The following is a 22,376-nucleotide window of genomic DNA, read 5'->3' as shown; positions in this document are numbered from 1 at the left end:
GCTGTGCGGGTGCGACTGATGACTAGGTTCGTTGCGGGGCCTTTGGCATACTTGAGCGCGTGGCGAATGAGAAACCTAGGATTTTGCAGGACAGTCGAGACATGATTCTCACCCTCGTGGTGATGTTTCTTGCGGTGGCTGTCACCATTGGCTTTACCGGCCTGTGCAGTTTTAACCCCGGGAAGCCGGAAAACGGTCCGGTGCGCGAGGTCGATGCCGCCCCATTCGTGAACGTGGAGGCTCGGCGCGTGGACTATCCAGTTCGCCTGCCGAAGGTGCCTGAGGGCTGGACTTCAAACTCGACCCGCGCGGGTATGGCGGCGGGGAAGCAGACAACCATTATTGGCTATGTCACCGCTAGCGGAGCATTCATTCAGGTCACGCAAACAGATGCGGAAGCAGGTCAGCTGCCGGATGATGGTAAGAACCGTCTCCGGGACGGTACTACTGACGTGGAAGGTACAACCTGGACTAAGTATGAGCCGGCTGAGGACAACGTGCGTCGCGTATGGGTTGGGGACCTCGGTGACTCCCGCGCAATTATCGAGGGCACTGCCAACGACGAGGAGTTCACACAGTTGGCGGCGGCATTGCAGAAGGCCGAGCCAATTGATCCGGACACGACAATGCCGGATTCGTCACAGCCGCAGCAGACTGCGTCCGAGACGCCGTCGGCACCAGCAAAGTAGGCCGAGTCGAGCACTCACCTGGATGGGTAATCCCAACTAGGGCCATAAAATAGCTGAACTCAGCTATCAGCGAAGAGACGAGAAACGATATGAACTGACGATCGTTTCTCGTCTCTTTTTATTCCTCATCGCCCACATTCTCGGCAGAAGCCGAGACATCCTGATTCTTGCTGGCCAAGGCGGCTTCAACCTTTGCCCGTGCGCCAGCCAAATGCTCCTCGCAGCGGCGGGCCAGCGCCTCGCCTCGCTCCCACAGCGCCAGGGATTCATCCAGGCTCATCTGTCCGAGTTCTAGGAGCTTGACGGTCTCGACCAGCGCATCTCGAGCCTGCTCGTAGCTCAGGTTCTCTACCGGTACCTGTTCCTCCGAAGAGGGAGCCTGACCCGCGCCGAAAACATTGTCATTCATTAGCGAATACGTCCTTCACATCTAGTAGTTAAAGATTCAAAGTTGGAAAAGTCATTGCTTACTAATTCGCCGGCTTCGTAGCTAGCGTCGCTGCAGAGATGGAGCCGTCACTGACGCGAATTCGCAGTTGGGAACCCATCGGAGCATCTGCAATAGAGGTCACAATCTGTGGTTCCGGCTGAGTAGCCGATTGTGCCTGCACGATGGCATAGCCGCGAGCGAGCGTGGCAGAGGGGCCAAGTGCTGAAACCTTGCCGCGCAATCCCGATACCACGGCTTCCTCACGTTCCAGACTGCGGTGGATGAGAAAACGTAGCCGATCGACCTGCGCCGTGACAAACTCTTCACGCACGCGGATGGGAGTGAGCGGATCGCGCAGTACCGGCCGCGACGTTAAATCCCTCAGAGTAGCTACTTCACGGTCAACCCATCGCCGCAGGGATGCCGAGGAGCGCTCACGCAGCTGTGCAATGAGGCGGCGTTCCTCAGCAGCATCGGGCACTGTTTTCTTGGCTGCATCCGTCGGTGTGGCAGCACGTAAATCAGCGACGTAATCCAACAGCGGAGTATCCGGCTCGTGCCCGATTGCAGAAACCACCGGTGTTGTCGCCTTACTCACCGCACGAATCAGAGCCTCATCTGAAAAAGGCAGCAAATCTTCGACACTGCCACCGCCACGGGCGACGATGATGACATCGACCTCCGGGTCGGCGTCGAGCTGTGCCAGCGCTTCAATAATCTCCGGAACAGCCTTGGCGCCCTGCACAATTGTGTTGATTACCCGGAAATCCACTTCGGGCCAGCGGGCACCCGCGACCGAAAGCACATCGCGTTCAGCTGCCGAACCGCGACCGGTAATCAACCCGATCTTGTAGGGGAGGTAGGGCAGAGGGCGTTTCAGCCATGGATCAAAAAGTCCCTCCGCCGCTAGCGCCTGGCGCAGCTGTTCCAACCGTGCCAATAGTTGCCCCAAACCGACGGGCCTCCACTCCGTAGCCCACAGGGAAAACTGCCCCCGCCCGGCATAAAACGCAGGCTTGCCCAAAACCACTACGCGGTCGCCATTGCGCAACGGATTAGTGCGCAGAGCCGCCGTAGAACAAGTCACCGACACCGAAAACTCCGCGGAGGTGTCACGCAGAGTGATGTAGGAGAGCTTCCAGCTCGGCTTGGAGTTGACCTGGGCGATTTCCCCCTCGACCCAAATCTGTCCAAGGCGCTCAATGTAGTCCTTGACTAACTGGTTCAGGCGTCGAACCTGAACCGGTTTCTCGGCCGACGTTTCCAATTTCGACATACATCAACATTTACACGATGGCGCGGATTGCCCTGCTAATAAACGCACGTTGCCCACAGGCTAAATCTGCCTGTGGGCAACTGTGATGGTAGAAGTGCAAGCCCGAGCTACTTGCGGTAACGAGACCTGCTATCGCGCCCGGTTATGCGCTCCTGGCGAGGACGCTGCTGTCGCGGTGGCCACTCCTCGGTGCGGCGGTGGTTGCCTACTTGGCGTGCGGGGCTCTGTTGAGGCTTTTCGGACCGGGACTCCGGCGAAGACTGTTCTCCCCACATCCGTGCCGTTCCTGCCGCTTGACGACGGGGAAACTCCTGCTTCGGCCGCTGCGGTGCGTTTGGCCGTTCAATCGGACGACGAGGCTGCTGTCTGGTCGAGTTTGACGAAGTGGAATCCTGAGTGAACTGCGCCTGTCCCGGATGCGGGCGAGACTGCCAACGGGATGTTGGCTGCTGGGCCCGCTGTGCGAAATTCGAGCGCTGCTGGGCGCGCTCCCCAGAGCGGTCAACTGGTCGCTCACGCAGTTGCTCGGCGTTGCGCGATGCCGAGCTGGCGCTCGCTGCCGGTCGGGCACCAGAACGAGAAGTCTCCTGCCGAGAGCGTGCAGCCTGCTGGCGCGCCTGGCGGCGAGCTTCGGCATCTCGGATAATGTCCGCAGCGGGACGTCGTGAAGCAGGGCGTTCCTGAGAGCGAGAAGCTACGCGGCGATCCGATTCGGCGAGACGACGGCGCACCTGAGAGCTGGATTCGACAGCGGCTTCGTCACGGTGCTGGCGCTGTTTAGCGGCCTTGCGCTGGGTGTTGAGGGATTTCTCCTGGGTGCGGGTGATTTCGAGGTAACGCCATACTGCGATGATGACACAGATGATCATCAAGATCAGCAGCCACGGGAACTGCTGGATGATGGGATATGCGGAGGTCACCAGGCGAGCGCGTTTAGAGGTCGTCGCGGTCGCGCCACCATTTTCGGGATCGGCGAGAGAACCGGTAAACCACGCTGTGAAAAAGGTGACAAGCGCGAACAAAATGGGGATTTGAGCGACGGTAACTACCAGACCGCGAGGAACCACCAACAGTGTTCCGGCCACAGCAGCCACGGCAAAAGCAATGAAGTAGGGCTTGCCAATCGAACCGTTGGGAACAGAAAAGAGCAAACCAATAACGCCAGCTAGAAGCATCAGCAACGGCGGCACAAACATTGGCACGCGTGGAAGCAGGGGTTTGTTTCCACTGCCTTTACGGGTTATTGCTGATCTGTTCGACACGAATGCGTATCCTACCGGTTATTAGTGATAATACGGGCAAGCCCGGTATGTGGGCTCGCCCGTGTCTTAAAATTTCGCCTTACTTCTTTTTCTTAGAGAAAGACCCGGAGACCACTTCAGAGACTTTATGGAAGGCCTTGGTCATCGTTCCCTCTTCCTGCTTGGTCGGACCAGCATCGGGGGAAACCTTACCGGCGGTGCGAGCATCTGCCTTCACGGCGCTCTCTGCAGAGCTGTCGGAGTCGTCACTGCCCAGGCGGAACGAAGCCAGTCGGTCGCGCATCGCACGGCCGGCAGCTTCAATTTGAATACCCGAGATCGATCCGGCGTCCGTGGCGAACTCGATGTCCTTTGCGGTCTTGTCGCCCGTACGCAAATCTGTGAGGTCGCCGAGGTAGCGGAACCAGACCGCGACGACTGCGGTGACTGGCACCGCCAGGAAGGCGCCGATGATGCCGAAGATACCGCCACCGAGCAGAACGACCAGCAGGACGATTGCGGCGTGCAAGTCCATAGCCTTGGCCTGCAGGATTGGGGAGAGGATGTTGCCCTCGATTTGCTGGACAGCAATGATGATGAGCAATACGAGGATTGCTGTAGTCAGGCCGTTGGCGACGAGTGCGACTACCACTGCAATGAAGCCGGCGGTGAACGCACCGACAATAGGAATGAAGCCAGCGAAGAAAGTCACCACGGCCAGAACCATTGCCAGCGGCACATTCAAAATTGCAAGACCGGCACCGATGAAGACCGCGTCGATAAGCGAAACGATAGCCTGCGTGCGGATGTAGCCCGACAGCGTGTTCCAGGAGCGGGTGAGCACCTCGGTGAGGTGCCAGCCGAGACGACGTCCGGTCAGGCGGCGGAGCCATGGCAGGAAGTCCTGGCCGTCCTTGATGAAGAAGAACGTCAGAACCAACATTGCCATCAAGGTTACGGCGGCCGAGGAGACCACCGAGATGCCTTGGAAGACTGTGTTGGCGATATCGCCGGAGCGCTCCTGAAGCCATGTGGACCCCTGGTCCAGAGCATCGAGAATCTGCTCATCCTTGACGTTAAATGGCGGGGCCTGAATGATGTTCTGGACTTCCTGAATGCCGTCGGTGAACTGGCGACGCAATTCTGGGAACTGCGACTGCACAGTCGGGGCGAGGAACGCGACAACGCCGCCAAGCACCGCCACCGCGCCTAGGATGACCGTCAGTGCGGCGAGTGCGCGGGGCCAGCGGTGTTTCATCAGGAACACGGCGGGCGGGGCCAGCACCGTGGAGACAATCAGGGCCAACAAAATCGGCAGAACGCCAGCCCAAATCTTTCCCAGAATCATAGCGCTGACGTACAGCGCCGCTGCTGTGATGAGGAAGCGCAGACACCAACCTGCGAACCACCGGGCGCCCTCGCCGATGACGTCGGCGCGGTCGATGGACTCGGAGTCGTTTTCGCTCATAAGCTCATCGAGGTTTTCAGCATCTTCCGGCAAATCCGGTTGCGTTGCCGCTGACTTATGGGCGTCGGAGGGTATAGACAGAGACTGTTCTATACGCAGAGGCTCCGATCCCATTACGTGATCGATAGCGTCTTTTTCGGACTGCGCAGTCCGCTCTTCGCCTTCATTGGGTTTATTGCTCACATATTCATTATGGGGGTTCGCAGGGGATAGGGGGCAACTTCACGAAGCTAGGGCGAGTTCAAATCTGTCTCCCCAAGCCCGTAAGATGGGCAATGTGAGTCTTACACTTGGAATCGTCGGTCTGCCCAATGTCGGAAAGTCAACCCTGTTTAACGCCTTGACACGCAACGATGTGCTGGCTGCGAATTATCCGTTCGCCACCATCGAGCCGAACGTCGGCGTTGTGGAGCTTCCCGATCCACGTTTGAATAAGCTCGCCGAAATTTACGGCTCCGAGCGTATTCTTCCGGCTACGGTGTCGTTTGTGGACATCGCCGGCATCGTCAAGGGTGCATCGGAGGGCGAAGGTCTTGGTAACAAGTTCCTCGCCAACATCCGCGAGGCTGACGCTATCTGTCAGGTCGTCCGTGTCTTCAATGATGATGACGTTGTGCATGTCGACGGCAAGGTTGACCCGGCCTCTGACATCGGTGTGATTGAAACCGAGCTTATCCTGGCTGATATCCAGACTATTGAGAAGGCGCTGCCGCGTCTGGAAAAGGAAGCCAAGAAGGATAAGGAAAAGGTCGGTGAGGTTGAAGCCGTCAAGCAGGCTCTCGCTGTGCTGGAAGAGGGACGCACTCTCTTCGCAGCTTCCGATGACGTGAAGCTCTCCGCTCTGCGCGAGCTGCACTTGCTCACCGCAAAGCCGTTCCTCTACGTCTTCAACGCTGATGAGGAAGTGCTTGCCGACGAGAACCGCCGCGCGGATCTGGCCGCTGCTGTGGAACCGGCGGACTGTGTGTTCCTCGACGCCAAGGCTGAGTCGGACCTTCTGGAGCTGGATGAGGAATCCCGCAATGAGCTCCTGGCTGAAATTGGCCAGACCGAGCCGGGTCTGCATTCGCTTGCTCGCGCTGGTTTCCGCACTCTTGGTCTGCAGACTTACCTGACCGCTGGCCCGAAGGAGTCTCGCGCCTGGACCATTCCGAAGGGTGCTACGGCTCCGCAGGCTGCCGGCGTGATTCACACTGATTTTGAGCGCGGTTTCATTAAGGCTGAAATTGTGTCCTTCAACGACTTGGTCGAGGCCGGTTCGATTGCCGAGGCGAAGGCCAAGGGCAAGGTCCGCCAGGAGGGCAAGGACTACATCATGCACGACGGTGACGTGGTCGAGTTCAAGTTCAACGTGTAGGTTAGCCGAATAAGAAGCTCTGACAGATGGTGGGGTAATCCTGCTCTGACATCTTATTCCAGCTTCGATGCGCTGGGATTAGGACTGGTCACGTGTGAGAAGGTTTCGTGTACAACTAGTGACATGAACTTTTTATTGCTCGGTGGTACCGGTTTCCTTGGAGGACACATTGCGGCGGCAGCAATCGACCGAGGACATCAAGTTACTTGCCTCGCGCGGGGTAACGGGAAGGTTCCCAACGGAGCCGAATTTGTGAGTTCAGACCGTGACCGTGACGGTGCGTACGATGAGGTTGCGGGGAAAACTTGGGACACCATTGTGGATCTGACGAGTCAGCCGAAGCATGCGCGGGATGCGGCGACGAAACTCCAGGCCAAGCATCGTATATTTGTGTCTTCGAGCAGCGTATATGAGGACCAAGGAAGTATTTCTTCCGAGTCTGATTCCGTAGTCACTCCGCTTGAAATTGACTACATGGAGAACATGGGGCAGTACCCGGCCGCAAAGTCTGCTTGCGAAACGATTTATCGCAACATAAATAGGTCGGTAATGGTAGTTCGACCCGGTCTGATCGCCGGCTACGGCGACGAAACAGGGCGCAGTGGTTACTATCCGTGGCGCTTCGCGCATCCCACGGGTGAGAACGTGATCGTCCCAGACCCGGCGTTTCCCGTCGCTATGATTGATGTGAAAGACCTTGCAGACTGGATAGTTGAGTCTGCAGAAGTTGGAACTTTCGGAACCTTTAACGCCACGGGGTTTGCTACTTCCTTGTCCGATGTGTTCAAGATTTCGCGTGAGTTAACCGCATCGGAGGCTACGGAGCGACCTTGCTCTGATGAACTGCTTCTCGCTAATGATGTAACCCCGTGGATGGGCCCAAAATCGTTGCCGTTGTGGGTACCAGGTGAACAGTTTCGCAACATCGCGCTACTCGATTGCGCCACAGCCTACGAAGCTGGCCTGCAGATTCGCCCGTTGAAAGAAACATTGGCGGATGCGCTGCGATTCGAAGAAGAACAGCAGGGGGAAAGACTCGCTGGGCTCAGCGATGAAGAGGAAGTCGTGCTTCGCCAGCGGTTAGAAGATGGTATTTAGTTTCGGCAGGAACAGTTTTAGTTGCAGTCGGGACCGTACTAAGTTGGTTTTCGTTCCGCGACTGACTGTGAGAATGAGTCCGAATCTGACTTGAGGGGAACTTCGGCGGTGCTAGCTCTTCATGACGCGGAACGATCTAGCCTGCGGAGGCTGCCTTTCCGAGCAGGAAACGCCTTGCGGCACACTTTTCGGCTTCTCGAATCGCTTGCAACTGAGTGAGGTAGCCTTCTTTCGCCACTCCGTGGAGTTCCGTTTCAATAACTAGTGAGATTCGTTGATGATTCTCGTCGAGTGTTGAGTCAGGACTAGTGCCCGGCGCTTTTGCCAGGGACCTACCCGCGTAGTTGTACATCGTCCGTCGTGCGCCGCTCCGCGGTGGGGAGGAGCCCGATGGGGCGCGGGACTATGCCCATGGAGACGTAGGTCGTGTCCGCCTCGGGGTGATGCGCCGCTAGTTCGGCTCGCTTCCACGACAGAACGAGGAGCCGGCGCAACGATCGACGTGGACGACGGCTCCGCCCAAGGGGACTGCTGCACGATCAGGCAACAACTTCAAATTCGTGCCACTAGGCGCCCCCGAACTGTATAGAGTGACGCCTACCGGGAGGGAGATTCGAGTGTCGGAAAGCGGACCAGAGAAGAGACTGAAGTTCTTCGGCCTCAGCGACTACGGAACCTTCTGGCAGGCCGACCGCCTCCTAGAGCTCGTCCGTGAATTCGATGCTACTCGTGGCGATCAAGGCATAAACGACATCGTTGAGTTGCATCATCTCGCGTTGTTCCTAGAACACAAAGTTCTCCCGAAGGACCTGGCCGAAGCAGAGCGAGACGCGCCTCTGGCGCACGTCTCCGAGATCCGGGAAGTCATCGGCAGGTTTTTCGGCAAAGTGACTGACGCCACCTTCTCAACGCTCGTTCAGGACGTTGACTTTCAGTACCGCACAGACGTCCTCGATCTCCTCGGAAAGAACAAGGTCTTCGAGCGCTGCACTGACTCGATCGTGCTTGCTGCACTTCAAGAGCAGAGTTTCCACCCGCACGATCTGCTCTCATGCCAGACACTCGTGCGTGCCTACGACCAGGAAATTCGGGCCCTGCTACTCGATGAGCCGCGCAATGCTGAGCTGCTTGCGCGGAAGTTCCTCCAGTCCGAGGGGCGGGATCCAATCCATCTTCCGAAGAGCTTTACTCCCGCGGATCAGCGTGGCCTGTTTGACCGATATCTCGATGAGGAAGAGCCCAACCTCAACTTCGTCAAGCTGATCGCATCCGCACGAGCTGACAAGAACACCGGCGTCGATGCACGACTGAAGCTAAAGGCTCGTCGCAAGGCAGATGCGCTCACGAAGAAGATGTTCGAGTCCACGGAGGGGATCAAGACCGGCTGCGAAGTGGGCATCTCGGCCGATCAGGTCGAAGAGGTCGTCCAGTCTTTGGACGGCATGGTTGGCAAGTACTCCTACAGTCGAACCTGGCTCACGGAGAACCTCGACTACCCGACTATCCTGAATAACTTTGTTCACCTGTTCCAGTTCGCCAACGACCACATGCTCCTGGAACTTCCTTCCTACGGAGCGCAACTTGGCGTCTTCGAGCGGTTCATGGGTACGCCGGGCAAGGGCGACTACCGGACGGGGGCGGTGTTCAGGCTCAAGGATCAGGCGTCCTTGCTCCAGACCTTGATGTACGAGCGCTTCCTCAGCTCCGAAGGTATAGAGCTCGAGTCGGTCATCGCTTGGTTCTTCACGGACTACCTTGAGCAGGAGTTCGGTGCCAAGGGGCTGAAGTACCGCGCCTCCAGCCCGACCGCTACCTACCTTGAGAAGAGCCGCCATCTGTTCTCAGAGATGGAGAGCGTCCTCAAGCAGTTCACGCTGCATGTCGACTACGGCGAGGTTGACCCGGAGCTGCTGACAATCACATCGGAGCAGCTTTCCTACGGCGACATCCCGAGTCAGGTTGTGGATAAGTACGCCTACGTTGCCAACAACGCGGACATCCAAGGAATTCAGCACCTGCTCTTCTCGGACCAATCCGGATTGGTGCACATCAGCAGCGATCTGGAGGCAGAGAGCTTCCTCCACTTGGTCATCGCCAATGACATCGCCTACGACCAGTTCCACGAGTACCAACAGCGCAACATCGACTTCCTGGTCGAGAAGGGCATCCTGACCGGAGATCGTGACCGAATTGCGTTTGCAAGCGCGCCACAATTGCATGTGCTCAAGGAACTCTGGGAGTACGAGGTGACGAGCTGTCTCCATCATTCGGCGGCCGGCCAGAAAGCCATTGACGAGATGGTGAGCGCCGGATGGCTGGTGCATCGATCAACGCTGCTCAGCGCCGCGGAGGTCAGCTACTTCAACTACTTCCTTAACGATAAGGAGTTCAGCAACGGACCTAGCCTGCGCAACCGCTACCTCCATGGATCACAGGCAGACGGTGACGACGACCGCGTTCACCGCCACACGTATCTAACAGCGCTCCGCCTACTCGTTGCGCTGGTCATCAAGATCAACGATGACTTCTGCCTGACGGATAACGCCGTGCTCGCGAAGGAATAGGGGCCGACCGCTGGCATGGTCGAGCCCTCTTCAGATCCCTAGTATGTGGCGTCTCAGCCGGGTTCCCTGCCGGCGTGATGGCGCGGTACCTCCTTCGTGGCGTCCTGCAGGCTGACCCACGTCGAAGGTGAGCCTGTGTCCCCTGATCAGTAGCGAGCACTGACCGTGGGGAGGGGGAGCACGTGAACCCCGTGTTCAGATGTACCTATGTGCCGGAACTCGGTGGAGTTTAGATTCAACGTGTGATCGACGGCCGATTATCGGGCACGCTGGACTTCAGTTCATCTGTGGTCGAGCGGCCCAGGCGTTGACATTGCATTGCTGCTCGGTGTGGTCGCCCGCAGCCACGACTGTTCCGTCGGCGCGCAGCCCGAGCGAGTGTCTCGCTCCGGCTGCGATCGCTGTGATGCCGGTCCATGACTGGACATCGCACTGGCCGAACTGGTTGTCGCCCGTTCCGAAGACCCTTCCGGTCTGGCTCAGCGCGAGCGTATGGACGGAGCCGGCCGCTACTGAGGTGATGCTTCTCCACGATGACACCTCGCACTGGCCTCTGCTGTCGTCGCTGACGGCGACGACGGTGCCGTCTTCGTGTAAGCCGACGGTGTGCAGGGTAGCCGGCAGAGACCCCGGACAGGTGTGTCCACCGGGCGACGTCGGTCTGCCCTCGCTGATTGTTGCCAGTTGCGAGGGCTGTGCCGTCGCGTCGAACTGCGATTGTGTGCCAGTCGCCGCATCCGATCTCAGTTGACCATGATCTCGCTGTAGATTGTCCTACGTGGGGGCATGTGGTGGAGTAAAGATTTTCGACCTGACATCTGGTCGCAAGACAGGAAGGAGCCCGGACCGGGAGCACGATGCCTAATGATCCTCTCAACCTCGACAAGGCCGGCGAGTGGGCTGGCGTGTGGTGGCTGCCGGAAGCCCCTAGCGAGAAGGTCCCGGGTGTCCTACGGTACGACCCGGAAGATGGTCTCTCTCTGTCGCTGATCGGCACCTTCGAGGATCGGATCTTGACGACGGACTCGTCTGGATGGACTGCTGTTCACGAAGGAACCCGCACCTGGGAAGTCATGCACGGTGTGGCCGAGCTCAGGGAGATCACACTGCTCGGCTGTGTTCCTAGGAGCACCAGAAGGACCATGGGTGCGCGAGTGGCGAGCCCTGATAAGCAGACCGTGACCGCGACGGTCGCCATCATCGGCGCGCATGTCAGCGGTGACGCGGATCCGGCGTTCGCTGGGGCAGAAGTCTCAGTCGAGGATCTGAGTCTCTGGGCGGCGTCTTCTGTGTTCGAAGGATCCCTCGGGGCTCCCGACGGCAAGATCGACGGGACCGGGCGTATCTCGGTGAAGCCGGTCGAGGCGCAATCGGTCGTGGTCGACGACACTGAGTATCGCCTTCAGCACACGCACACGCTTCCATTCTTCGACCAGCGCAAGGGAGGAAGCGTCGGACGTATGCGGGACACGGTGTCCATCTGCGTCGTGCCAGCCGAACCATTCTCTCTGAGTGTTGCTCTGCAGGAGGCGAGCCTGGTGCAGGACCTGATCTCCCTGGCGACGCATCGCGCGGCCGGAGTGATCTGGCTCCGACTGGAAGTTGCCGGGACCGAGTCGCACTTCCCTGATGGCCGCCCGCTGCCGCGCCGACGTGCCGATGTGCTCTACTCACCGGCCGCGCTTGGAAAACACGACGCGAAAGCCGTCGATCACCACCGAATGTTCTTCACCTGCGGCTCGATCCCATTTGAGGAGGTCATGCCCCGATGGTGCGAGGCCCATGGCCGCCTGGAGGCAGCGACAAACATGATCTTGGGCTTGTGCTACGCACCGGCCCGTTTTGTTGAGAACAATCTTCTGACGGCAGTCGGTGCTGCCGAGGTGTTGCACCGCAACCTCCGCATCGACGAGAAACCGTTCCCCAACGTGGAGTTCAGGGCGATGCGAGAGGCGATGCTGGCGCAGGTACCCGATGAGCACCGAAACAGGTTCAAGGGGGCGATCCGCAACGACCCGACCCTCCGTGATCGGCTCCATGCCCTCGCCGCGCGACCCGATCAGGAAGCGATCGCACAGCTCTTACCGGATGTCGACCCTTGGGCGAAGTGGACGACGCGCGCCCGCAATGACCTCGCGCACGAGGGCAGAACGTCCAACCATTCCATCGAGGAGCTGATCGCCGTCGTCGAGGTGACGACCGCGGTCGTAATCCTCAACCTCTTGCACGAGCTCGGGTTGCCGGCGGAGCGGCAGCGAGAGATCGTGCGGGAGCACCCGCAACTGAGGGCTACGTTCCGTACCGCTGCCGAATGGCTGGTTCCCTCACCAACCCCTTAGGTGCACTGCGATAGCCGCTACTTCGGAACCTCCGTGACGCTGCTGCCCGGTCGTTTAGTGCGAGACGCGTGTAAGCCTGCTCTATCGCTCGTTCGTTGAGTGCGTCATGGCGGGCGGGCGAGACGACCGGCTGTAAGTGGTGGCAGCGCGTCAGTGCCGCCTGGTGCGGCGGTGAGACGGGAGAATGTCGTCGGCCCTTAAGAACGCGGTGGAGTTCCGCTTCAATGTCAAAGCTCCATGTCGACGTGCTGCCGAGCCCGTTACCCCCGGAAGCATGTCTGAGACCGTCGTGACGCCCGAGACGCTTGCCCTACGCAAGATTCTCGTTGCGCGTCTTGACAAGTTCCAGGTGCTCCTCGATCGGTACGGCGCGACCAACCCGAAGTTGTTCGGGTCCGTCGCGCGCGGCACCGCGTCTGCAGGATCGGACATCGACATCCTCGTCGGGATGGACCCTGCGGAGGGACGTCTCCTGATGCGTGCGTCTGGTCTGCTCGAGGAGAGTCGCGCTCTGTTCGGGCGCGATGGCATCGACGTGTTTCCTGCCCAGTTGCTCAGGCACCCGGTATCCGCTTCGACGCTCGCCGAGGCGGTGCCGCTGTGAGTCGCAGTCCGGCGAAGCCGTGAACCATCTTCCCGATGAGATCACCGGCGCGCACCCTGAGATCGTCTGGCCTCAGATTCGGGATTTCCGCAACATCCTGGTGCACCAGTATTTCGGCGTCGACATCGACGTGGTCCGCGATATCGTCGATACTCATCTGCCTCCTCTTGCCTAGGCGCTGCGGTGCCACATCTCTGCTAACTGACGGCGCGGCTCCAAAGGTTATTCGGCTACGGAACGTGGTCGAGTTTAAGTTCAATGTTAGCTAAGGGCCTTATTAAAAGCGTTTGGCAACACGCGCTCCTATTTACCTTCGTATCTCGCGAGACGCTGACGTGGATGGCCTCACCATCGACCGGCAGCGTCAGGACTGTGAAGCCATTGCAAAGCAGCGTGGCTTGGACGTTGGACATAGGACATAACTACGTCGATCAGTCCATTTCCGCGTCAAAGAAGAATGTGGCTCGCCCCGACTACGACGCCATGGTGGCATCCTTTGAACGCGGCGAAATCGACGCGATCATCTGCTGGGACCTCGAACTACCCGCCCCACGTCGGTGGGTAGTCCGATCAGTCGGACAAAACTACTCCCGCACCACAGCGTAATAAGGGGTGCACCTTAAAAACATCCGGAGGTGGGGGTAACTCCCCCTCGTTGCCCAGAGACAAAATACGCCAGTGGCGTCTGTACGACGAGCCGAAGGTAGGACAAATTCCAATCCAGAGAGGTCTTGCACTGTTGCGGTGCGGTTGTCTTCTTTCTCACCGTATTGGACCCTGCGAAATTAATTGGATACGATAGGCCCATGTTGATTTCAGGTTCCGTTTTCATGCGGCCGCTCACCAGCCGCTAAGGCGGTTTTCTCCCTCCCGCAGGTTAGAAACCGCTCCGGTCCTTTAGCCGGGCGGCTATTTGTCATGCCCGGCTCCGTTTCAACTCCAAGGAGCACACCTGATGTCTGCATACGGATACGGCCGTCACGAGCATGGCCAAAATTTTCTCACAGACCACAAGATCATCAACTCCATCGTCGATCTTGTGAAACAAACCTCCGGCCCCATCATTGAGATCGGGCCAGGAAGCGGTGCCCTCACTCACCCGATGGCCCACTTGGGGAGGGCGATAACGGCAGTTGAGGTAGACGCAAAACTAGCTGCCAAACTCACAAAAAAGACCGCCTCGGCGGCGGTCGAAGTGGTCCATGATGATTTCCTTAACTTCCGGTTACCCGCCACTCCCTGCGTCATTGTGGGAAACATTCCCTTTCACCTCACCACTGCCATTCTTCGAAAGTTGTTGCATGCGCCGGCATGGACTGACGCTGTACTCCTCATGCAGTGGGAAGTCGCTCGCCGCCGGGCCGGGGTAGGTGCAAGCACGATGATGACGGCTCAGTGGTCCCCATGGTTCACGTTTCACCTTGGTTCCCGAGTACCAAGGTCTGCTTTCCGGCCACAGCCAAACGTTGACGGGGGGATCTTAGTGATCCGCCGGGTGGGTGACCCGAAGATTCCGATAGAGCAGCGCAAAGCCTTTCAGGCGATGGTGCACACCGTTTTCACTGCCCGGGGACGCGGGATAGGGGAAATTCTCCGAAGGGCAGGGTTGTTTTCATCACGTTCAGAGACACAATCATGGTTGCGCTCGCGAGGAATCGACCCCGCGACCCTACCTCCCAGATTGCACACCAGCGACTGGATCGATCTCTTCCAGGTGACTGGTTCCTCTCTACCTCACCATCGGCCCATTTCACCATCGGGAAGTAGTCAACGACCTCCTCAACGGAAAAATCGAGGCCGGCGGCGGTAATCCCCCCACCACCAAAACCGAAATCCACCAGTAGTAGTGAACGACCCATGTTCGTCTACCGTGAGCCGCGTTATGGCAGTGACGTGTTCTCGTCGGGCACAGTCATAGTTCCCGGCGTTGCCAGCGACAGGGTTCTACACCCAGCAGCGGGACCGATCAAAATCACCCGCACGGGGAACGACCCTGCTGGTGGTTTCGATTTTGATGAAAGCGAGGAGACATAGCCCCTCGCCAACTCCCCGTAGCTGGCGAACAGTAGCTCCTGGCGCTGGCGCTCGTTGGTGAGTTTGCGTGCCACATCGAAAGCCTTATCGACTTCCCGGTCCAAGTTGTTGTGAGCCTTGAGCAGAATTGGGTCCATCGATAACGGGTTGTAGTGCTCCGCGAGTGACCGCTGGGGGTGCCGCTCGCGTGCCCGCAGCACCAACTGTCCAGCGTCGATGATTCGCTGCTGCGCCTTCTCATCTAGTTCACACAGAGCTGGTCCGCAGTTGTAGCTCCCGATGTACTCCGAAAAACGGAAAAAATAAATAGTGGGGATACATCAACCTTCCACTTTCCATTCTTCCGGCTCAGAGTATTGAGGGGTCTGGGACCGGGTCCGTAAACCCTTTATGTTTTTCGCGCACAGCGGTTTTTAGCGACGCACCCTATAGGTTTTCCGCAGAACTTATATGTGTTTCTGTGCACCCCATATGTTGTCTGTTTTAGCGGTATTTCGTTGTTAATTCCGCACGCGCGCATCAAATGGTTATTTATCGACGACACTCCGTCGAGTTCAAGTTCAACGTGTAACGCGAGGCGTTAATGACGTTTCGCGTTATTGGGGGTAGGTTGAAGAGCGCTGTCTCTAACTCGGGTTTTCGTTCGGCCTCGGTCCATTCCGCTACCTCGTGTGAAGAATCTGCAAGCGGTATCGAACCGTTGAACTATTAGGTTCCCCCACAGTTCCCGTGCCTGCACGCATCGAGAAGGACCAGGTGGTGAACTCGAATGACTCGCCTGGTCCAACGTGTGTGCGCTCGGCGCGTGGTTTAACCCTTATAAGACTTGCCGGTCACAGCCTCAGCGTTTCGCTCGTGCAGCCCGCAGGCCGTTCAAGATCACGATGACTTCGGCGACTTCGTGTACCAACACGACGGCGGCCAAGCCCAGTACACCGCTGATCGCCAGTGGCATCAACACGATGATGATGGCCAGAGACAGCACGATGTTTTGGTTGATGATCCTGCTGCCTCGGCGGGCGTGCTGCAGCGCCTGCGGGATCAGCCGGAGGTCGTGGCCAGTGAAGGCGACGTCAGCGGACTCGATCGCGGCGTCAGAGCCGGTTGCTCCCATCGCAATGCCCACCGTTGCGCCCGCCAGTGCCGGCGCGTCGTTGATGCCGTCGCCGATCATCGCCGTCGGCGTCTTGGAGGAGAGTTCGGCGACGATGCTTGCCTTGTCCTCCGGTCGCAGCTCGGCGCGCACGTCGTCGATTCCGGCGATTTCAGCCAGCGCCCGGGCGGTGCGAGTGTTATCGCCGGTGAGCATGCTCACTTCCACGTCGTTGTCGTGCAGGGACTGCACGGCATCGGGCACCTCGGGCCGCAACTCGTCGCGCACCCCGATCGCCCCGGCGAGAGCGTCATCGACGGTGACTAGGACGCAGGTCTGGCCTTCGGACTCCATGCGCTCAACGTCCGCCTTCAGTGGCCCGGCGTCGATCCATCGGGGGCTGCCGACCAGCACCCGTCGGCCTTCGACGGTGCCGCCGATGCCATGACCGGCTTCCTCGCTGATATCCAAGGCGGTGGGCGCTTCGGGCTCCGCTGCCACGATCGCCGCGGCGAGGGGGTGCGTCGATTGCTGCTCAACCGCCGCCGCGAAGGAAAGCACCTGCGCCCGATCGAATCCGTCTGCCGGGACCACTCCGGTAACCTCGGGCTGGTTGCGGGTAAGGGTTCCGGTCTTGTCTACCGCTAGGTGACGGATGCCGCCGAGTCGCTCGAACGCCGCGCCGGACTTGATGACTACTCCGAACTGGCTGGCCGCGCCGATCGCGGCCACGACCGTCAGCGGCACGGAGATTGCCAGCGCGCACGGCGACGCTGCGACCAGGACCACCAGCGCACGGGTGATCCAAGTCTCGGGGTCGCCCAACAGCGAGCCGATCACGCCGACCAGCACCGCCAGGATCATCACCCCGGGCACTAGGGGTTGGGCAATTCGGTCGGCGATCCGGGCGCGGTCACCCTTCTCCGCCTGCGCCTGCTCGACGAGGTCGACGAGTGTGGTCAGCGAGTTGTCCGTTCCAGCTGCGGTCGTCTCGACCTCCAGCACACCGGCGGAGTTGATCGCTCCCGCGGGTACCTCGTCGCCGGGCGCAACCTCCTCCGGAATGGATTCTCCGGTGATCGCTGAGGTGTCAAGGCTGGAGCGTCCGGACCGAATGATGCCGTCCGTGGCGATCCGCTCCCCGGGGCGTACGACCATTAGCTCGCCAACCTCAAGGTCCTTCGCAGCGACCTCGGCCGTCGTACCGTCGCGCAGCACGGTCGCGGTTTGCGGTACCAGCTTCAACAGTGCCCGCAGTCCGCCTTGGGCCCGGTCCATCGCCTTGTCTTCAAGCGCCTCGGCGATCGAGTACAGGAACGCCAGCGCCGCGGCCTCTCCGACGAAACCAAGGATCACCGCGCCGACCGCGCTGATCGTCATAAGCAAGCCAATGCCGAGCTTGCGCTTCGTGACAAGGTTCCGGATCGCTCCAGGTGCGAACGTGTAAGCGCCCAACAGCAGGCCAAGCCAATACAGTACCGTTGCGGGCGTCTCCAAGTCGGACCAGTCCAGCGCCAGTCCTGTAATGAGGGCTACGCCGGAGAAGATCGGTAGCAGTAGCTCGGGGTCCTTCCACCATGGCCGATCGAGCTCTTCGATCTCCGTGGCGGGTTCGTGTTCGCATCCACATGCTGAACTCATGCGTCCGTTCCTTTCTCGCCGCAGCCGGGCACCGAGCACTCGGTGTCGATGCAGGGGGCATTCTCGTCGACGGCCAGCGTCGCGTTGACCAGCGCTTCGAGCGCCGCCGCGAGGTGCGGATCGGCAATTTCGTAGCGGGTCTTACGGCCCTCCGGCTCAGCGACGACGATGCCACAATCGCGTAGGCAGGACAGGTGGTTCGAGACGTTCGAGCGGGTCAGATCCAAGCTTTGCGAAATCTCGGCCGGGTAGCCCGGACCGTCGAGTAGGGTCATCAGGATTCGGGAACGCGTCGGATCAGCCATGGCCCGGCCGAGCCGGTTCATGACGTCGAGGCGCGAAGCAATAGTCAGCATGTGCTGAACAATACAACGTGTGTTGAACTATTCAAAATGCACTGAACTGACGGTTCCGCGAAGGTCCTGCGACCTGCAGGAATTAGTCGATGGGATAGCCGGTAACTGGGCCTTCGTGATTCGGCTGCCAACCCAACGCGGGGGCGACATGCGTGGCGAAGTTGTCCAAGATCTTCACGTTGACGTCGACGCCCATCCCAGTGGGGATGGTGATGAGCAGGGTGTCGGCGGACATGACGGCGGCGTCGGCTTTGAGTTGCTCAATGAGTTTGTCCGGCTCGGCGGCGTAGGTGCGGCCGAAGGTGGAGGCGCCGACGTCGGGAAGCATGCCCACCTGATCGGAGCCGGAGGCCTGCATGCCGAACAACTGCATGTCCGCGCCGTCGACGATGGGGAAGACGGAGCGGGACACCGACACACGCGGCGTCCAATCGTGGCCCGCCTTCTTCCACGCGGCGCGGTAGCGGCTGATCTGATCCGCCTGGATTTCGCCCAGAGTCTCGGCGGTGGTCTCGGAGACCAGGGTGGAGGACATCAGGTTGAGCCCGTCCTTGGCGGTTTGCTCGGCAGAAGCGTGGGTGCCGGAGCCGTAGAAAATGTGCTTACGCAGCTCGGGCACCATGGGGAAGACCGGCAGGGCGGAGCCGGGTTGGAACATGTTGGGGTACTGCCGGTCTAGCGGTGCGGCGGTGGCGAATCCGTTGCCGTCCACTGCAGCCATGAACGCCTCGAGGTGGGCTCGCGCCACGTCCGCGCCGTTGGGCGCTTTACCCTTGTAGCCGAAGGCCTCCCAGCCGCGGTCAGCCACCTCTGGGGCGCCGCGCGAGACGCCCAGGGCCACGCGGCCACCGGAAATTTGGTACAGCGACGCGGCCTCTTCGGCGAGGTAGAGCGGGTTTTCATAGCGCATGTCGATGACACCGGTGCCCATCTCGATGTGTTTGGTGGTGGCCGCGACAGCACCCAGCAGCGGCATCGGGGCGGAGGCCTGCGGCACGAAGTGGTGGACTCGGAAGGACGCGTTGTTCACGCCGATTTCGTCCGCAGCCTGGGTGATCTCCAGATGAGTCTTGGCGATCTTTTCCGCAGATGGCCCGCGCTGGCCACCGAAGGCGTAATGCCCGAAGCTTAAGAATCCGAACGCTTTCATTGGATACCACTCCTTTTCATGGTGCTAACGAGAAAGTAACTTTGCAACGAGATACCGTGGACTTTAAGCTCGATGTCTAGGTCCGTGGCAAGACGGTAGATCGATTTTTCGATTCGGCGCTTTGGGGCGCTACCGGAGTCCCCGGTGGTCTTCTTAGATTGAGCGGTTCAGATTTCCTAACCTAAAGCTCGTTTGAGCGTGCTATCCGCTGGTGCGCCTCCGATACTGCTGCTCATAAGGTGGCGGGCGCTCCATGAATACAAAGCGTAGGTCAGGTCGAGGAGGATGCAGCCCCCTGGGCTCTGGTGTATGTGCTAGCCCCGCTCGGGGTAGCGCACGAGGAGATCGTTGCCGATGACTGCGCCGTCGTTGAGCGTTGCCTCGCTCACCTTCGCCCCGGCTGCACCCAGGCCCATAATGTGGCCAACCTCGTCACCGTGGGCGATGAGGTGGCCGGCGATGATACGCCGGTGGCAGCGCCACCACACCGCCTCGGAGCACATGATCGCGGTGGGAGTTTCGGCTGCGTTCGCCCGTAGCTGCGAGATCGCGTCGGAGAACTCCTCGCCCAGCGCATGGTCGGCGTAATTGTGGAAACTGCGGTTACGCCAGTTGCCGTTAACCTCAAACGGCACCGAGTGGGACACGTTGCGCCGTCCGGTTAGGCCCTCGCTTCTGCTGTAAGTGATGCCACATGTGGGAAGGTGTTCGGCAAGGTGGTCGCCGTTGAACCACGGGTACTTCCTGGACCCGGGCAGCTTGCGCACATCCACGATGGATGCCACACCGGCCGCCTTGATCATTTCAGCGAAGTCCTCGAACTCGAGGTTGGAGTGGCCCACGGTGAAAATGCGCATGTCACCAATGCTACGCGCCAAGCGATTACACTCACATCGGCTTCACGAATGAGAAGGTGACTTTGCAACGACACGTCGTGGAGTTTAAGTGCAACGTGTAAAGGTTTTTCAAGCGTCGCGCGATGGGGATGTGGACCCACGATTGCAGGGTCGACTGCGACGGAGTGACCATTGTCTGGCTCAGCCAAGCTATTGACTCTGCGATGCCGCGGGTGCGCCATCAGACTCTTCATGCTGAATGCGCGAGGCATGCAGTCGGGCGTGGGCGATGGCGTCGAGAGTGTTGTCGAAGACGTGATTCTCGTGCGCAAGCTGGTCGAATACGCCGAGTTCGCGCAACACCGGAATATGTTCGGGCTTCGTGGCTGCGAGCAAGACCCTGGTACCGCGGCGTTCGAGGCGCCCAATCGTGTCGGCGAGCATCTGGGCGCCGGTGGCGTCGATCGTCGTAACGTAGCGCATGCGGAGCACGACAACCTTGACCGACGAGACATCAGCGAGCTCGAGGAGGAAATCGTGCGCTGCACCAAAGAAGAGGGGGCCTTCCATACGGAAGGCGGCGATGTGCTCGTCGAGAAGCTCACGCTCCTTGTCGCGGTGGTCTCCCTCGTCTAGCGGGGCGGCCTCTAATACCGCCGTGCGGGCGGTATCGCGCAGTGCGAAGAAGCCCGCCATAATGAGGCCGATGAGCACGGCGACTACAAGATCGAACACGACGGTGGCGGCAGCTGTGATGAGCAGGGTCGCCCCGTCGCCCTTGGTGGCGCGTATCACCGAGCGGAGGTTCCGCGGGTGGAGCATCTGAATCGCAGTGGCGATGAGCACGCCGGCGAGCGCGGCGAGAGGAATCTCGCCCACCCACCGAGCCGCGACGAGTACGGCGACGAGCAGGAGCAGCGAATGGAACACCGCTGCCAGGCGTGTGCCTGCGCCTGCCCGCACATTGACGGCAGTTCGGGCAATCGCGGCGGTCGCGGGAATCCCGCCGAACAGGGGCGCGACGACGTTGGCCACGCCCTGTCCAAAGAGCTCGCGGTCGGGATCGTGCCGGTCGCCAACAGTCATTGCGTCGGCAACCGTCGCAGATAGTAACGATTCCAACGCGCCGAGAGCTGCGACGGCGACTGCTGCCAACAGAAGCGAATCCAGGTGCTCCCACGGGATCTGTGGCCAGCGCGGGGCAGGCAACGTCGACGGGATGTACCCGATTGTCTTCAGGCCGCTGTCTGCCAGCATGTTGATGGCCGTCGCGGCAGCTACCAACACCAGCGCCGCGGGGAAGCCGCTACGAACGCGCGCAGCAAGCACGATTCCAGCCGCCACCGCAATGGTCATCACGGGCGCTTGCCATGCCGGAGCGTCTAACCAAGCTTTGATTGCGCCCCACGCCAACCCGAGGACTTTCTCGCCGTCCACGTCAACACCGAGTGCTGCGGGCAGCTGTTGGAGGCCGATGATTAACGCAATACCGGCGGTGAAACCTTCGACGACAGGTAACGGCATGTACTTCATCGCTCGGCCAGCACCGGTGACCGCCAACACGAGCAGCATGAGCCCTGCCAGCACGCCGACGACGAGCACCCCATCGGCACCATGGTTGGCCACGATGGGGATTAACACGACGGTCATTGCGCCGGTCGGGCCGCTTACCTGGACATTGCTACCGCCGAAGACTGCGGCCAGGATACCCGCGACGATGGCCGTCGTAATTCCGGCCGCCGCGCCGACACCGGACGCAACGCCGAAGCCGAGTGCGAGGGGGAGGGCGACGAGGGCCACCATGAGGCCTGCCGAGAGGTCGCGCCCGATTGTCGCGCGGGACCAGTCCGAGCGGCGCGGTGCGAAACGCAGGGCACGGGACCGGATGCCCACCGTAGAGGCGGCGGAGGAGGGGTGGGTCATGCTACTTTCTTGCTCCTTCAGGGCTCAATGACACTCAAAGGATACACAAGGTGCCATCCTCCGACGGTCACATTCCCGGTTCTGGCCGAGGCCTCATGTCGGGGGAATAAAACTTCCTGACCTGGCGGGAGTTCGCTGGAGCGTTGTCGCGGTGCTTGGAGTGACGTGCGTGAGCCGGTGTCCGAAGAGCAGGTAGCCCAGGAGAACCGGTACCAGTGTCATACAGAGCGCGACACCACTGCTCATGGGTCGGGCCTGACGGCGGGCTGGGGGGGGG

20 protein-coding genes and 1 pseudogene are annotated in these 22,376 nt (G+C 60.0%); 9 read left to right on the top strand and 12 right to left on the bottom strand.

Annotated features, from left to right (window positions below):
- Positions 1-59: 59 nt before the first annotated feature.
- Positions 60-689, top strand: coding sequence for a DUF4245 domain-containing protein (locus tag HMPREF2547_RS10165; protein WP_080969536.1), 630 nt, complete (start codon positions 60-62; stop codon positions 687-689).
- A 118-nt stretch (positions 690-807) separates the two neighbouring features.
- Here the strand turns inward: HMPREF2547_RS10165 and HMPREF2547_RS10160 are convergent, their stop codons facing one another.
- The 4 genes from HMPREF2547_RS10160 to HMPREF2547_RS10145 form a co-directional block, all read right to left on the bottom strand.
- Positions 808-1,098, bottom strand: coding sequence for an exodeoxyribonuclease VII small subunit (locus HMPREF2547_RS10160; RefSeq protein ID WP_070605735.1), 291 nt, complete (start codon positions 1,096-1,098; stop codon positions 808-810).
- A gap of 61 nt (positions 1,099-1,159) precedes the next feature.
- The gene (gene xseA, locus HMPREF2547_RS10155) at positions 1,160-2,395 is read right to left on the bottom strand and encodes an exodeoxyribonuclease VII large subunit (protein ID WP_070605733.1); all 1,236 of its coding nucleotides are present in this window, start codon (positions 2,393-2,395) and stop codon (positions 1,160-1,162) included.
- Between the two features lie 107 nt (positions 2,396-2,502).
- Entirely contained in the window at positions 2,503-3,657 is a 1,155-nt protein-coding gene (locus HMPREF2547_RS10150) for a DUF6542 domain-containing protein (protein WP_246819677.1), read from the bottom strand.
- 79 nt (positions 3,658-3,736) lie between these two features.
- Entirely contained in the window at positions 3,737-5,287 is a 1,551-nt protein-coding gene (locus tag HMPREF2547_RS10145; protein ID WP_070605729.1) for an AI-2E family transporter, read from the bottom strand.
- Positions 5,288-5,381: 94 nt separating this feature from the next.
- Between HMPREF2547_RS10145 and ychF the strand changes: the two genes are divergently transcribed.
- The 3 genes from ychF (at position 5,382) to HMPREF2547_RS10130 (ending at position 10,123) form a co-directional block, all read left to right on the top strand.
- Positions 5,382-6,461, top strand: a complete 1,080-nt coding sequence (gene ychF, locus HMPREF2547_RS10140) for a redox-regulated ATPase YchF (RefSeq protein ID WP_042389448.1) — start codon at positions 5,382-5,384, stop codon at positions 6,459-6,461.
- A 123-nt stretch (positions 6,462-6,584) separates the two neighbouring features.
- Positions 6,585-7,559, top strand: coding sequence for an NAD-dependent epimerase/dehydratase family protein (locus HMPREF2547_RS10135; RefSeq protein ID WP_070605728.1), 975 nt, complete (start codon positions 6,585-6,587; stop codon positions 7,557-7,559).
- A gap of 617 nt (positions 7,560-8,176) precedes the next feature.
- On the top strand, positions 8,177-10,123 hold the full coding sequence (locus HMPREF2547_RS10130) for a hypothetical protein (protein ID WP_016423165.1): 1,947 nt from the start codon (positions 8,177-8,179) through the stop codon (positions 10,121-10,123).
- Positions 10,124-10,399: 276 nt separating this feature from the next.
- Here the strand turns inward: HMPREF2547_RS10130 and HMPREF2547_RS11135 are convergent, their stop codons facing one another.
- Positions 10,400-10,663 (bottom strand): hypothetical protein, encoded by a 264-nt coding sequence (locus HMPREF2547_RS11135; RefSeq protein WP_197737674.1) that lies wholly within the window; start codon positions 10,661-10,663, stop codon positions 10,400-10,402.
- A gap of 160 nt (positions 10,664-10,823) precedes the next feature.
- Positions 10,824-10,979 (bottom strand): annotated as a pseudogene (locus tag HMPREF2547_RS11130) (hypothetical protein); the annotation flags it as partial.
- A 1-nt stretch (position 10,980) separates the two neighbouring features.
- Here HMPREF2547_RS11130 and HMPREF2547_RS10120 point away from each other — a divergent pair.
- The 5 genes from HMPREF2547_RS10120 (at position 10,981) to erm (ending at position 14,876) form a co-directional block, all read left to right on the top strand.
- A complete protein-coding gene (locus HMPREF2547_RS10120; protein ID WP_016423163.1) occupies positions 10,981-12,462 on the top strand; it encodes an ApeA N-terminal domain 1-containing protein in 1,482 nt (493 codons plus the stop codon).
- 274 nt (positions 12,463-12,736) lie between these two features.
- The gene (locus tag HMPREF2547_RS10115; RefSeq protein WP_042389445.1) at positions 12,737-13,066 is read left to right on the top strand and encodes a nucleotidyltransferase family protein; all 330 of its coding nucleotides are present in this window, start codon (positions 12,737-12,739) and stop codon (positions 13,064-13,066) included.
- Entirely contained in the window at positions 12,987-13,241 is a 255-nt protein-coding gene (locus tag HMPREF2547_RS11070; RefSeq protein WP_081636726.1) for a HepT-like ribonuclease domain-containing protein, read from the top strand. The genes HMPREF2547_RS10115 and HMPREF2547_RS11070 overlap by 80 nt, the downstream gene beginning before the upstream one ends.
- A gap of 197 nt (positions 13,242-13,438) precedes the next feature.
- Positions 13,439-13,672 carry a recombinase family protein gene (locus HMPREF2547_RS10105; protein WP_224784272.1) on the top strand — a complete coding sequence of 78 codons (234 nt, stop codon included), beginning with the start codon at positions 13,439-13,441 and terminating at the stop codon, positions 13,670-13,672.
- Positions 13,673-14,021: 349 nt separating this feature from the next.
- Positions 14,022-14,876 carry a 23S ribosomal RNA methyltransferase Erm gene (gene erm / locus HMPREF2547_RS10100; RefSeq protein ID WP_070517629.1) on the top strand — a complete coding sequence of 285 codons (855 nt, stop codon included), beginning with the start codon at positions 14,022-14,024 and terminating at the stop codon, positions 14,874-14,876.
- A 70-nt stretch (positions 14,877-14,946) separates the two neighbouring features.
- Here erm and HMPREF2547_RS11030 read toward each other — a convergent pair whose 3' ends face one another.
- The 6 genes from HMPREF2547_RS11030 to HMPREF2547_RS10070 form a co-directional block, all read right to left on the bottom strand.
- On the bottom strand, positions 14,947-15,300 hold the full coding sequence (locus HMPREF2547_RS11030) for a type IIL restriction-modification enzyme MmeI (protein ID WP_016423158.1): 354 nt from the start codon (positions 15,298-15,300) through the stop codon (positions 14,947-14,949).
- Positions 15,301-15,941: 641 nt separating this feature from the next.
- Complete coding sequence (locus HMPREF2547_RS10090) at positions 15,942-17,834, bottom strand: heavy metal translocating P-type ATPase (protein WP_016423157.1); 1,893 nt, start codon at positions 17,832-17,834, stop codon at positions 15,942-15,944.
- Positions 17,831-18,190, bottom strand: a complete 360-nt coding sequence (locus HMPREF2547_RS10085) for a Cd(II)/Pb(II)-sensing metalloregulatory transcriptional regulator CmtR (protein ID WP_005530797.1) — start codon at positions 18,188-18,190, stop codon at positions 17,831-17,833. The genes HMPREF2547_RS10090 and HMPREF2547_RS10085 overlap by 4 nt, the downstream gene beginning before the upstream one ends.
- 82 nt (positions 18,191-18,272) lie before the next feature.
- Positions 18,273-19,340 carry an LLM class flavin-dependent oxidoreductase gene (locus HMPREF2547_RS10080; RefSeq protein ID WP_016423156.1) on the bottom strand — a complete coding sequence of 356 codons (1,068 nt, stop codon included), beginning with the start codon at positions 19,338-19,340 and terminating at the stop codon, positions 18,273-18,275.
- 314 nt (positions 19,341-19,654) lie between these two features.
- A complete protein-coding gene (locus HMPREF2547_RS10075; protein WP_070605789.1) occupies positions 19,655-20,197 on the bottom strand; it encodes a DUF488 domain-containing protein in 543 nt (180 codons plus the stop codon).
- Between the two features lie 189 nt (positions 20,198-20,386).
- Positions 20,387-22,099 carry a SulP family inorganic anion transporter gene (locus HMPREF2547_RS10070; protein WP_016423154.1) on the bottom strand — a complete coding sequence of 571 codons (1,713 nt, stop codon included), beginning with the start codon at positions 22,097-22,099 and terminating at the stop codon, positions 20,387-20,389.
- Positions 22,100-22,376 lie beyond the last annotated feature (277 nt).

Source organism: Corynebacterium sp. HMSC055G02, from assembly GCF_001809065.1.
GTDB lineage: Bacteria > Actinomycetota > Actinomycetes > Mycobacteriales > Mycobacteriaceae > Corynebacterium > Corynebacterium jeikeium_D.
This window is presented reverse-complemented; position numbering and strand designations above follow the sequence as displayed.